This is a genomic window from Cellulomonas sp. (assembly GCF_035634735.1).
In the GTDB taxonomy this organism is placed as follows: domain Bacteria; phylum Actinomycetota; class Actinomycetes; order Actinomycetales; family Cellulomonadaceae; genus Cellulomonas.
In genome coordinates, this window is sequence record NZ_DASQCJ010000147.1 from 19889 (window position 1) to 31834 (window position 11946).

The 11946-nt window shown below is 76.6% G+C and carries 12 protein-coding genes, 1 tRNA gene and 1 pseudogene; 5 read left to right on the plus strand and 9 right to left on the minus strand.

Annotated elements, in window-relative coordinates:
- Positions 1–29: 29 nt before the first annotated feature.
- The 5 genes from VER05_RS12820 to VER05_RS12840 all read right to left on the minus strand — a co-directional run bounded on the left by VER05_RS12820 (position 30) and on the right by VER05_RS12840 (position 5521).
- Complete coding sequence (locus VER05_RS12820; RefSeq protein WP_324845726.1) at positions 30–368, minus strand: HepT-like ribonuclease domain-containing protein; 339 nt, start codon at positions 366–368, stop codon at positions 30–32.
- A complete protein-coding gene (locus tag VER05_RS12825) occupies positions 365–1021 on the minus strand; it encodes a nucleotidyltransferase family protein (protein ID WP_324845727.1) in 657 nt (218 codons plus the stop codon). The genes VER05_RS12820 and VER05_RS12825 overlap by 4 nt, the downstream gene beginning before the upstream one ends.
- Before the next feature lie 91 nt (positions 1022–1112).
- Positions 1113–2504 carry a diaminopimelate decarboxylase gene (gene lysA, locus VER05_RS12830; protein ID WP_324845728.1) on the minus strand — a complete coding sequence of 464 codons (1392 nt, stop codon included), beginning with the start codon at positions 2502–2504 and terminating at the stop codon, positions 1113–1115.
- Entirely contained in the window at positions 2501–4180 is a 1680-nt protein-coding gene (gene argS / locus VER05_RS12835) for an arginine--tRNA ligase (protein WP_324845729.1), read from the minus strand. The genes lysA and argS overlap by 4 nt, the downstream gene beginning before the upstream one ends.
- Before the next feature lie 39 nt (positions 4181–4219).
- Positions 4220–5521 (minus strand): MFS transporter, encoded by a 1302-nt coding sequence (locus tag VER05_RS12840; RefSeq protein WP_324845730.1) that lies wholly within the window; start codon positions 5519–5521, stop codon positions 4220–4222.
- A 106-nt stretch (positions 5522–5627) separates the two neighbouring features.
- On the opposite strand from VER05_RS12840, the gene VER05_RS12845 reads away from it, so the two are divergent.
- Positions 5628–6281, plus strand: coding sequence for a FadR/GntR family transcriptional regulator (locus VER05_RS12845; RefSeq protein ID WP_324845731.1), 654 nt, complete (start codon positions 5628–5630; stop codon positions 6279–6281).
- A gap of 60 nt (positions 6282–6341) precedes the next feature.
- Positions 6342–6417: transfer RNA gene (locus tag VER05_RS12850), tRNA-Arg, on the plus strand.
- Between the two features lie 85 nt (positions 6418–6502).
- Here the strand turns inward: VER05_RS12850 and VER05_RS12855 are convergent.
- Both VER05_RS12855 and VER05_RS12860 read right to left on the minus strand, forming a co-directional pair.
- Positions 6503–7489 (minus strand): Gfo/Idh/MocA family oxidoreductase, encoded by a 987-nt coding sequence (locus tag VER05_RS12855; protein ID WP_324845740.1) that lies wholly within the window; start codon positions 7487–7489, stop codon positions 6503–6505.
- Positions 7490–7552: 63 nt separating this feature from the next.
- The gene (locus VER05_RS12860; RefSeq protein WP_166938331.1) at positions 7553–7855 is read right to left on the minus strand and encodes a hypothetical protein; all 303 of its coding nucleotides are present in this window, start codon (positions 7853–7855) and stop codon (positions 7553–7555) included.
- A 164-nt stretch (positions 7856–8019) separates the two neighbouring features.
- Here VER05_RS12860 and VER05_RS12865 point away from each other — a divergent pair, with 164 nt between their 5' ends.
- The 3 genes from VER05_RS12865 (at position 8020) to VER05_RS12875 (ending at position 10566) form a co-directional block, all read left to right on the plus strand.
- The gene (locus VER05_RS12865; RefSeq protein WP_324845732.1) at positions 8020–8409 is read left to right on the plus strand and encodes a hypothetical protein; all 390 of its coding nucleotides are present in this window, start codon (positions 8020–8022) and stop codon (positions 8407–8409) included.
- 84 nt (positions 8410–8493) lie between these two features.
- Positions 8494–9378, plus strand: coding sequence for a type II CAAX prenyl endopeptidase Rce1 family protein (locus VER05_RS12870; RefSeq protein ID WP_414647624.1), 885 nt, complete (start codon positions 8494–8496; stop codon positions 9376–9378).
- Between the two features lie 135 nt (positions 9379–9513).
- The gene (locus VER05_RS12875) at positions 9514–10566 is read left to right on the plus strand and encodes a serine hydrolase domain-containing protein (protein ID WP_324845733.1); all 1053 of its coding nucleotides are present in this window, start codon (positions 9514–9516) and stop codon (positions 10564–10566) included.
- A 36-nt stretch (positions 10567–10602) separates the two neighbouring features.
- Here VER05_RS12875 and VER05_RS12880 read toward each other — a convergent pair whose 3' ends face one another.
- Both VER05_RS12880 and VER05_RS12885 read right to left on the minus strand, forming a co-directional pair.
- Positions 10603–11268 (minus strand): AMP-binding protein, encoded by a 666-nt coding sequence (locus tag VER05_RS12880; RefSeq protein WP_324845734.1) that lies wholly within the window; start codon positions 11266–11268, stop codon positions 10603–10605.
- Positions 11269–11464: 196 nt separating this feature from the next.
- A pseudogene (locus tag VER05_RS12885) lies at positions 11465–11946 on the minus strand (HNH endonuclease signature motif containing protein); the annotation flags it as partial.

Below are 11946 nucleotides of genomic sequence, written 5' to 3' on the forward strand. Positions count from 1 at the left end.
GCGATCCGCCGGCGGTCGGTCCGGATGCGTCACGCGGTCCCCTCGACGACCTCCACCACGGCCACGAGCCGGGCGCGCAACGGATCGAGGTCGCGGACGACGGCCTCGCGGACCACCTCGGACTCGACGGCGAAGTACCCGTGGACGATCCGGTTGCGGGTGGAGCGGACGGACGCCCAGTCGCCGCCGCAGATCTCGTCGCGCAGCCCCACCGGCAGGCCGGCGAGGCAGTCGATCGCCGCCGCGAGGCGCAGGCACGCGGCGTCGAAGCCCGCGGGGTCGTCCAGACCGAGACGGTCGACGTGCGCGCGCACGGCGTCCACGTGCTCGACGGCCTCGACGACGAGGTCCTCCGGTGTGCGCCTCACAGCGCAACGGCCTCGACCGTGGCGGCGACCCGGGGCTTGAGCATGCGGGCCGGCACCACGTCCACCGGCCGCTCCAGGATCTGCTCCAGCTCGACCTGCACGCGACCGAGGTCGAACAGGCTGACGCCGGGCGCCAGGTCGACCAGCAGGTCCACGTCCGACTCCGGCCCGTCCTCACCGCGCGCGACCGACCCGAACACCCGGACGTTCGACATGCCGTGCTCGGCTGCCGCCGCGACGATCGCGTCCCGCTGCCGGCCGAGCACGCGGTTGAGCATCGTCTCCGGCTGCGTCCCACCCGATGCCACGGCACCCGAGCCCGCGGCATCCGGCGGCGCCCCGCCGTGCCCGTCCCCCGGCACCCCGCCGACCACCACCTCGGCCGTCGGCGGCACGAGGTCCACCGTCGGCGGCACCGCGTCCACCCGGCGCAGCAGCCGCGCCACCTCCGGCTGGCTCCGCCCGAGCGCGCCCGCGATCCGCCGCTGGCTCCACCCGAGGTCCGCGGCCTGCCGCGCCGCGAGCACGAGCCCGCGCGCCGCCTCGGCCCGCAGCCGGTCGGCCCGCGCCGCCGCCGCGCCGAGGTACGCGGTGAACGCCGCCTCGACCGCCGCCGTCCCGTCCTGGTCCTGGGTCAGGTCCCCGTCGACCATCCTCACCACCTCCGATAGCAGAAGCTATCGGCGGCGGCGCCCACTCAACCGGGGCCGAGCCACCTACGCAGCCGCCGGCCCCGCGGCGGGCTCAGCCCAGGTCGAGCGCCAGCAGGTCGTCCTCGGTCTCGCGCCGCACCAGCACCCGGGTCGCCCCGTCGCGCACGGCGACCACCGGCGGCCGCGGCACGTGGTTGTAGTTCGACGCCATCGACCGCCCGTAGGCCCCGGAGGCCGCGACCGCGAGCAGGTCGCCGGCCGCGACGTCCGCCGGCAGCTGCACCTCGTGCACGACGATGTCGCCGCTCTCGCAGTGCTTGCCGACCACCCGCGCGAGCACCGTCTCCGCGGCGCCCTCCCGGGACACGACCGCCGCGTGGTAGTGCGCGCCGTACAGCGCGGGCCGGATGTTGTCGCTCATCCCGCCGTCCACGGAGACGTACAGGCGCGACCGGCCCTCGTCGAGCGACACCGGCTTCACGGTCCCGACGGTGTACAGCGTCAGCGTGGTGGGGCCGACGATCGCCCGGCCCGGCTCGAACGACAGCCGCGGCAGCGGCGTGCCGAGCGCGGCGCAGGTGGCGTCGACGGCGGCGGCGATCTTTTTCGCGATCCGGTCGACGTCCAGCGGGACCTCGCCGGGCAGGTAGGCGATGCCGAACCCGCCGCCGAGGTCGACCTCCGGCACCAGGTACCCGGTGCGTCCCGCCAGCTCGGCCCGCAGCCCCAGCACCGACTGCGCCGCGACCGCGAACCCCGCGGGGTCGAGGATCTGCGAGCCGATGTGCGAGTGGATGCCCAGCAGCCGCAGCTCCGGGTGCCGGAGCACGAGCTGCAGCGCCGTGAGCGCGGGGCTGTCGCCGCCGTCGGCGGGCGTCGCGACGGACAGGCCGAACTTCTGGTCCTCGTGCGCGGTCGAGATGTACTCGTGGCCGCCGGCGTGCACGCCGGTGGTGACCCGCACCATGATCGGCGCGGGCTCGGCGCCGGCGCCGCGCGCGCGGACCGCCGCGGCCACGCGCTCGACCTCGCCGAGGGAGTCGACGATGATCCGCCCCACCCCGGCGTCGAGCGCCCGGGCGATCTCCGCGTCCGACTTGTTGTTGCCGTGCAGGCCCAGGTCCGCGCCCGGCACGCCGGCCCGCAGGGCGACGGCGAGCTCGCCGCCGGTCGAGGTGTCGACCCGCAGGCCCTCCTCGTGCGCCCAGCGCGCGACGGCGACCGAGAGGAACGCCTTGCCCGCGTAGTAGACGTCCACGCCGGCGCCGACCTCGGCGAACGCGGACTCGAAGGCGGTCCGCAGCGCGCGGGCGCGCGCGCGGAAGTCGGCCTCGTCGAGCACGTACGCGGGCGTGCCCTGCTCGGCCGCCAGGTCGCGCAGGTCCACCCCCGCGACGCGCACGGCCCCGTCGGCGCCGCGGCCGGCGGAGGCGGGCCAGGGCAGGCCGAGCGGGGCCGGCGCGGCGGTCGGGCCGCCGGTCACATGCGCTCCGGCGCGCTCACGCCGAGCAGCGCCAGGCCGTTCGCGAGCACCTGGCGGGTCGCGTCGTTCAGCCACAGCCGGGTGCGGTGCACGTCGGACACCTCCTCGTCGCCGAACGGCAGGACGCGGCGCTGGTCGTACCACTTGTGGTACGCCCCGGCGAGCTCCTCCAGGTACCGGGCGACGCGGTGCGGCTCGCGCAGCTCCGCGGCCTGGGCGACGATCCGCGGCAGCTCGGCGATCTTGCCGAGCAGCACCGACTCCGTCGCGTGGTCGAGCAGCGACGCGTCGAAGCCGTCCGCGCGGCGCACCCCGGCGTCGGCGGCGTTGCGGCCCACCGAGCAGGTGCGGGCGTGCGCGTACTGCACGTAGTAGACGGGGTTCTCGTTGGTCGCCCGGGTGAGCAGGTCGAGGTCCAGGTCGATCGAGGAGTCGGTCGACGACCGCGCCAGCGAGTACCGCGCGGCGTCCACGCCCACGGCGTCGACCAGGTCCTCGAGCGTGACGACCGTGCCGGCGCGCTTGCTCATCCGGACCGGCTGGCCGTCCTTGACCAGGTTGACCATCTGGCCGATGAGGATCTCGAGGTTGACCCCCGGGACGTCGCCGAACGCGGCGCACGCCGCCATCATCCGGCCGACGTAGCCGTGGTGGTCGGCGCCGAGCATCATGATCGCCCGGTCGAAGCCGCGCTCGCGCTTGTCGAGGTAGTACGCCAGGTCGCCCGCGATGTACGCGGCCTCGCCGTCGGACTTGACGATGACGCGGTCCTTGTCGTCGCCGAACTCGGTGGTGCGCAGCCAGGTCGCGCCGTCGGACTCGAAGACGTGGCCGAGCTCCCGCAGCCGCGCGACGGCCCGGTCGACGGCGCCGTTCTCGTGCAGCGAGTCCTCGTGGAAGTACACGTCGAAGTCGACGCCGAAGTCGTGCAGCGCGGTCTTGATCTCGCCGAACATGAGGTCGACGCCGCGGGCGCGGAACGCCTCCTGCGCCTCGGCGTCCGGCAGCGTGCGCGGGTCGGGCTCGCCGGCCGCCACGGCCTGGGCGATCACGGTCTCGGCGATGTCGGAGATGTACTGGCCGCCGTAGCCGTCCTCCGGCGCGTCCTCGCCCTTGGCGCGGGCCAGCAGCGAGCGGGCGAACCGGTCGATCTGCGCGCCGTGGTCGTTGAAGTAGTACTCGCGGGTCACGGCCGCGCCGGACGCCTCGAGCACCCGGGCCAGGCTGTCGCCGACCGCGGCCCACCGGACGCCGCCGATGTGGATCGGGCCGGTCGGGTTGGCGGAGACGAACTCCAGGTTGATCTTCTCGCCGGCCAGCGTCTCGTTGCGGCCGTACCCGCCGGCGGCCTCGACGACCGCGCGCGCCAGCTCGCCCGCCGCCGCGGCGTCGAGCGTGATGTTGAGGAAGCCGGGCCCGGCCACGTCGACCTTCGCGACGCCCGGGGCGTCCGCCAGCCGGCGCGCGAGCTCCTCGGCGAAGGCGCGGGGGTTGGTCCCGGCCTTCTTCGCCAGCTGCAGCGCGACGTTGGTCGCCCAGTCGCCGTGCTCGCGCTGGCGGGGTCGCTCCACGTGCACGGTGGCGGGCAGGTCGGCGGCGTCCAGGGCGAAGGTCCCGTCGGCGACGGCGCCCGCGAGGGCGGCGCGCAGGGACTCGGAGAGCTCAGCGGGGGTCACCGGACAAGCGTAGCGACGCGGCGGGGCTGCCCGGACCCGTCAGGCGGGCGGTGCGGCGGGGTCGGCCGCGCCCCCCGGCGGCCGCCGCGGGCCCCAGGTGTCCTCCAGCATCACCGGCCGGCAGGCGACGGTCGCCGCGCCCAGCAGCACCACCAGCGTCCCGAGCAGGAACAGCAGCGCCGCCGTCCACGTCCCGGTCGCGTCGTACAGCGCGCCGACCAGCAGCGGCCCGGTCCCCGCGATCGCGTACCCGACGCCCTGCGTGAACCCGGACAGCGAGGCCGCGCCCGCCGACGTCCGGGTGCGCAGGTTGATCAGCGCCAGCAGCACCGGGAACGCGCCCGGCCCGATGCCGCCGAGCAGCACCCACAGCCAGACCGGCCCGCCCGGGGCGACCAGGAGGCCGACGTACGACACCGCCCAGCAGGCCACGAACACCACGACCAGCCCGATCGGGTTCCGCATCCGGGAGGCGGCGATCGGCGCGACCAGCGCCGCCGGCAGGCCGAGGATCGCGAACACCGACAACCACACCCCGGCGGCGTGCGCCGACGTGCCGCCGTCGACCAGGATCTGCGGCAGCCAGGCGAACATCACGTAGGAGTCGAGCGAGTTCATCGCGAACGTGATCGCCATGCCCCACGCCAGGGGGCTGCGCCACACCCGGCCGCCCGACCGGTGCCGGGAGGTCAGCGCCGGCGTGGTCGCGGGGGCCCGGCGCAGCAGGCCGGACAGGTGGGTGCGCGCCGCGGCCGACCGGACGACCACCACCACCCACGGCACCGCCGCCAGCACCCCGACGACGGCCCACGCCGACAGCGCGGTCCGCCAGCCCAGCCGCTCGGCGACCGGGAGCGCCAGCAGCGCGGGCAGCGCCGTGCTGAACGACATCGTCACCGAGTAGATCGACGTCACCACGCCGATCCGGTCCGGGAAGTACCGCTTCACCACCGGCGGCAGCAGCACGTTGCCCATGCCCATGCCGGCGAGCGCGATCACCGACCAGCCGAGGAACCCCGCGGCGGACGTCGACGTGGACCGGACGACCTCGCCCGTCACCGACAGCAGCATCGCCGCGACCAGCAGCGGCTCCAGCCCGACCCGGCGCGCGAGCACCGGGGTGAGCGAGCCGAACGCCGCGAACGACGCCACGGGGATCGTGCCGAGCAGGCCCGCCTCGGTGGGCGACAGCGCCACGTCCGCGCGCACCAGGTCGAGGATCGGCGACACCGACGCCACGGCGATGCGCAGGTTCAGCGCGACCAGCACGACCCCGAGCAGGACGACGCGGCGACCGCGCCAGGGCGCGACGGGGCCGGCGGGCGGGGTGGTGGACGACATGCGGCCTCGGTTCTGCACGGGAGACTGCGCGCGTCGGCGGGCGCTGGCGGACGGGTGCCCCGGTCGTGTTGAATCGCGGCACAACTGACCAGGGAGACTACTCCGCATGACGCGACGCACCGGACTCATCGACGCGACGGTGGCGCAGCTCCGAGCGCGCATCACCTCGGGCGACTGGCCGGTCGGCACCCGCATCCCGCCGGAGCCCGCCCTGGTCGAGCTGCTCGGCGTCGGCCGCAACACGGTCCGCGAGGCGGTCCAGTCGCTGGTGCACGCCGGCCTCCTCGAGCGGCGGCAGGGCTCGGGCACCTACGTGCTGTCCGTCTCCGAGCTCGCCGTCAGCATGGGCCGCCAGATCGCCGACGCCCGGCAGCGGGACGTCATCGAGGTCCGGCGCAGCCTGGAGGTGGAGGCCGCCCGGCTCGCCGCGCGCCGCCGCACCACCGCCGACGTCGCGACCATCACCGGCCTGCGCGACCAGCGCGCCGAGGCGTACCGCTCCGGCGCCCTCGACCGGATGGTCGCCGCCGACCTCGCGCTGCACCGCGCGATCGCCCGCGCCGCGCGCAACCCGGTGCTGCTGTCGCTGTACGAGAACCTCATCGACGCGATCACCGACAACATCCGGTTCAACTTCGCGCAGATCCTGCAGGACGGCGACAACCACGACGGGCTGGTCGAGGCCATCGCGGCGGGCGACGACGTGCGCGCCGTCGACGAGACCAGCGTCTACCTGTCCGGGCTGCTCGGGGAGGACTGAGAGCCTGGTAGTCTCGTGCACCGCGCCGCTGGTTCGCCGGTCGGCGTGCGGCGGTACCCCGCCCTCGTAGCTCAGTGGATAGAGCGTCTGCCTCCGGAGCAGAAGGTCGTAGGTTCGAATCCTATCGAGGGCACCAGCACGCAGGCCCGGCCCCGTCAGGGACCGGGCCTCCGTCGTCCCCGGGCCGGGCGGCCCCGCACCGGGCGGCCCGGGCGGCCGCGTCAGCCGTCCGCCGGGAACCGGATCCCCGCGGCGAGGCGCGCCGCCGTCTGCACCCGGCTGACCGCCACGCTGCGGTCCAGCCACGCCGCCGCGGCGGCCCGGTCGCCGGTCTCGACGGCCCGGACGAACGCCCGGAACTCGGTCGCGAGCCGGTCCCCCGCCAGCCCGTCGTCGACCGTCTCCACCGTCCCGTCGGCCAGCTCCAGCGTCACCGCCCCGACCAGGTTCGGCGACGCCGACGTCGTGATGCGGCCCGCGGTGCCCTGGATCAGGCCGCCCTGCGGCCCGGCGGAGTCCTTCGCCTGGGTGCAGGTCGCGACGAACCCCGGGTAGCGGAGCACCAGCACGCCGCTGGTGTCGATCCCCCGCTCGACGTTGGCGGTGTAGTCCGCCCGCTCCGGCTCCCCGAACAGGCCGAGCACGAAGTGCAGGTTGTACAGCCCCAGGTCCATCAGCGCGCCGCCCGACTGCTCCGGGTCGAACGCCGGCGGCACCTCCCCCGCCCGGAACGCGTCGTAGCGCCGCGAGTACTGGCTGTACTGGCTCTGCACCAGCTTCACGTCGCCGACCCGCGGCAGCCACCGGCGCACCTGGGCGAACGCGGCCAGGTGGATCGTCGTGATCGCCTCGAACAGGAACCGGCCGCGCTCCCCGGCGAGCCGGCGCAGGTCCAGCGCCTCGTCGACGGTGCTCGTCATCGGCTTCTCGACCACGACGTGCAGCCCGCGCTCCAGACCCTCGCGGGCGTAGGCGACGTGCGCCGCGTTCGGCACCGCGACGTACAGCGTGTCGATCCCCGCGGCGCACAGCGCGTCCAGGTCGTCCGTCACGAGCGGCACGCCGGTGCGCGCGGCGAGCTCCCGCGCCCGGTCCAGCGACCGCGGACGCGCGAGCAGCCCGGCGACCTCCAGGCCCGGGACGCGCGGCGCCGCGCGCTCCAGGAACTCCGCCACCATGGCACCCGCACCGACGACCCCGAGACGCATCACCCGGAGATCATCCCCCGCCGCGGCGGGCGTCCCGGCCCGCGCGACCGGACCGCGCGCGGGTCAGCGCGGCGCGCGCGGCAGCGACCGCGTCGCCGGCTCCGCGAACTCCAGGGTGATCCGCAGGTGCCGCAGCTCGCGCTGGTCGAGCACCCGGCCGGCGCCCTCGTAGTGGATCGACTCGCCGTCGATCAGCTCCAGCCGGGCCATGGGCGCGTCGACCAGCAGCGTCTCCGTCGTCGCGTCCTCGACGCGCAGGCTCCCCCCGGTGCCCTCGATGCGGACCGTGTGGCCGCGCAGGTCGACCGCGCGCAGCAGGGCGCGGGTCGCGCCGTCGCGCAGCAGGATCCGGGTCGGTCGCAGCACAGGGGGTCCTTCCGGGGGCGGGGTCGTGCGGGCGGGTCGGCGGGCGGCACGGCGCGGGGAAGCGCATGCCACCCAGATCGTACGATCGGCCGCCACCAGGGGACGTGTGAGGAGTTCGGCCGCCGTTCGACCCGCCACCACGGCCCGGCCGGTACCGTCGCCGCGTGCCCCGCCGCCAGCCGTCGTCGATCCCCGGCCTCGTCGAGCACCGCGAGCCGCTCGCGCCGGGCGAGGCGCACGTCGACCCCGCCGACCCGCACGGCCGCGCCCGACGCACGGGCGACAGCTCCGACTGGTTCTCGTGGCGCGCGGAGCTGTTCTCCTGGGTCGCGGCGGTGCTCGCGGTCGTCGAGGTGGTGGTCGCCCTCCGCGCGGCGTCCTGGCGCCCGCTCGTCGCGGCCGCGCTCCTCCTGCTGGCGGCGGCGCTCGCGTGGCGGACACGCACGCGGTACGACCGCTCCCCGCGGGGCCGGCGCGACCTGCTGCGGATGAGCGGCGGGTTGGTCGGCGCGCTGCTGGTCTTCTTCGCCGGGCTCCCGTTCCTGGCGCCCTGACCGGGCCCCGTCCCTCAGCCGCCGCGGCGCCGGCCGGCGGCCGCTCGCCTGGCCGGGCCGCTCCGCCCGTGGCACTGTGCCGAGGTGACCACCCCCGCCGCGGCCACGCCCGCGACACCGCCGGCCGCCGCGCGCGGCGCCGCCGCGGCCGAGCCCCGGGGACCGTGGGACGTCGGCTCCCCCGCCCGGCTGCTCGCCGCCGCCCTCGTGTGCGGCGCCGCGGTCCTGATCTTCGCCGTGCACGTCCGGCCGCTCGGCTACGTGCCGCTGGTGGCGGGCGTCGCGCTCGGCCTGGCCGTCGACCGCGCGCTCGGGCGGGACCTGGCGCTCATCGGCACCGGCATGGCGATCGTCTCCGCCATCTCGCTGCAGGCCGACCTGTCCGACGCGGGCATGGCGCGGTTCACCGTGGCCCTGTCGCTCGCCGTCCTGGTGCCGTGGGCGCTCTCCCGGTACCTCTTCGGGCAGCGGACCATCCGGTTCCCGGTCGCCACCGGGCGCCGCTGGGCCCGGTGGCAGTGGGTCTACCTCGCCGCCGTCGTGGTCATCGGCTACCTCGTCCTGCCCTTCTACTTCATCGGGTCCGGCGCGTACCGGAACTGGCCGGACCTGGACGGCGGCCAGGACATCGCGCGGCTGTTCGTGGGCGTGAACGCCGTCGGCATCTGGGACGAGCTGTTCTTCATCTGCACGGTCTTCGCCCTGCTGCGCCGGCACCTCGGCCTGTGGACCGCCAACGTGCTGCAGTCGGTCGTCTTCGTGTCGTTCCTCTGGGAGCTCGGCTACCGGGAGTGGGGACCGCTGCTCACCGTGCCGTTCGCGCTCGTCCAGGGGTGGATCTTCGCGCGCAGCACCTCGCTGCCGTACGTCGTCGCCGTGCACCTGCTGTTCGACCTCGTCGTGTTCGGCGTCCTGGTGCACGCGCACCACCCCGAGCTGCTCGACGTGTTCGTCACCGCGCCGGGCTGACGGAGCCGCGGGACTGGTCCGGTCGGGGTGGTCGGCGGCGTGCCGGCGGCGTGTCGGTGGCCCCCGCTAGCGTCCGGGGCGAAGCCGCGTCCAGGGCGAGGACCGCGGGTCGCACCCGACCTCCCGGAGCCCTCGTTGACCACCGCACGGACCGACGCACCCACCACCGCCGCCCCGCCCGCCCTCGTCACCGTCGTCGTGGAGGACGGCCGTCCGACCCTCGTCGACGTCGCCGGGTGGGCCGACCCCGCCGGCCGGGTGCCCGCCACCCCGGCGACCCCGTTCCACCTCTGCTCGGCCGCCAAGGCCGTCACCGCGGTCGGTGTTCTGCGGCTGGCCGCGCGCGGACTGCTCGACCTCGACGCCGACGTGCGCGAGCTCGTCCCGCTCGACGTGCCGGGGCGCGCCGGCCCGACCCTGCGCCAGCTGCTCGGGCACCGCGGCGGCGTCGTCGACCCGCCCGGCGCGTTCGAGCCCTGCGCCGGCCGCGTCCCGGCCACCGCAGACGTCCTCGCCGGCACCACCGCGGCGCACCCCGGCCCGGTCCGGGTCGCCGCCGAGCCGGGGTCGTGCTTCGCCTACTCCGACGCCGGCTACTGCGTCGTCGAGCGCGCCGTCGAGGTCGCGACCGGCGCGCCCTTCGCCGACGTCCTGCACCAGGAGGTCGCCGCCCCGCTCGGCCTCCGGTCGACCGGCTTCTGGGCCGGCGAGCCCGCCGACGAGACCCGCGGCCCGCGGGCGGCCGTCGTCGCCCGGCTCGCCGTCTCCGCCGCCGCCGGGCACCGCTCCGACGGGCGGCGGGTGGCCGGCGGGCGGGCGCACTACGCCGGCCTCGCGGCCTCGGGCCTGTGGGCGTCCGCCGAGGACCTCGCCGTCCTGCTCGCGGACGTCGGCCGGGCGCTCGACGGGCGGGGCGGGGTGCTGCTCGACGCCGACCAGGGCGCCGCGCTGGTCCGCGACCCCGGCGGCCTCGGGGTCGGCCTGGGCGTCTGCCCGTTCGGCGCCCCCGGCCGGCCGTGCGTGATGACCCAGGGGTGGGGCGTCGGGTTCCAGTGCCAGGTGCGGTGGTACCCAGCGGCGCGCGGCGCGGTGGCCGTCGTGCTCGGCGCCGATCCGGGCGTCGCGCAGGACGCGTCGGCCGTGGGGGCCGCCGTGGCGGCGGTGGTCGACGGGCGGGGGTGGCGGTGACCGGGACGCGGTGCCACCCGGTCGGCGGCGCCCGGCTCAGACCAACGCCGGCCGGCGGATCGGTGACGACGCCGCACCGCGCTCGTGCGACCGCAGCCAGCCGGTCGGCGCCGCCGCCAGCAGGTCCCGCGCGAGCGGTGCCGACGCCGCGCGGGCTCCCCGGGACGGCAGGGCCCCGTCGGGCTGCGTCCCCGCCAGTGCGCCGAGGTCCGCGCGCGTCCAGTGCACGCCGAGCGGCCCCTCGCCGGGCAGGTCCGACGGGACGAACAGCAGGGCGGCGTCGCCGTCCGGGTCCGGGACCGGCGGGAGCGCGACGAGCAGGTGCCGGGTCACCAGGTCCACCAGCGGGAGCGCCCCGCCGACGAACCGGTCCGCGAGCCGCGGCCGGTCCGCCGCCAGCCACAGGGCAGGCCCGCGCAGCCGCCGGACCAGCCGCATCCCGCGGCGGTCGCCGACCACCACGTCCGGTCGGGCCGCGGCGTGCGCGGCGGCCACGTCGGGGTCGGGCAGGTCGGGGCTGGTGGCCACCACGACGGCGCCGAGCCGCAGGCAGGCCGCGACCGTCGCCGACCGGGCGGGTCCGGGTCCGAGCACGAGGGACACCCGGTGACCCGCCCGCACCCCCGCGGAGTGCAGCGCCGCGGCGAGCCGGATCGCACGGTCCGCGCGGACTCCCGGGTGGTCCGGGTCGGAACCGGTCACGGTGCCTCCTCGTGCTCGCACGCCGGCGGGTCCGGCGGCATGGACCTACCGTCCCGCGGTCGGGTCCCCCGCGTCGTCATCCCCCGGGAGGGATCGCGGCTACCGCCGCCGCGGTACGACCGCGACCGCAGGGGGACCCCGGCGCTCGCGGCATCGGTCGGACGGAGGACCCGAGCCGGCGCCGGGCGCGGGTGCCTCAGAACAGGGGCGGCTCGTCGTGGGGGTCGGCGGTGGCGTCGTGCGACTGCCCGGTGCCCGGCCGCGTCAGGTACCGGTGCCCGGTGGGGGTGATCCACTCGAACAGGCCGGGTGCGATCTGCCGCAGCCGGAAGCCGCCGTCGGTCTTGAGGCGGTGGTGCCGGTGGCACAGCGGCCCGAGGTTGTCCGCGTCGGTGCGGCCCAGGGCAGCGTCGGGGTCGGCGCCGGGCTGGGGGTGGAACTCCTCGGTGTGGTCGAGGTCGCAGCCGCAGGCCGGGCGGACGCAGCCGGGTGCGACGCACGTCCCGTCGCGGGTGCGGACGAACTCATCGAGGGCGGCAGGGGGTCGGTAGCGCTCGCGCCCGACGTCCAGCAGCCGGTGGGAGACCGGGTCGGTGACCAGCCGCCGCCAGACCCCGCCGACCGCCAGGGCCCGGGCGCGGACCGCGTCGATGGGGCCGTGGCCCTCGAGGTCTGCGG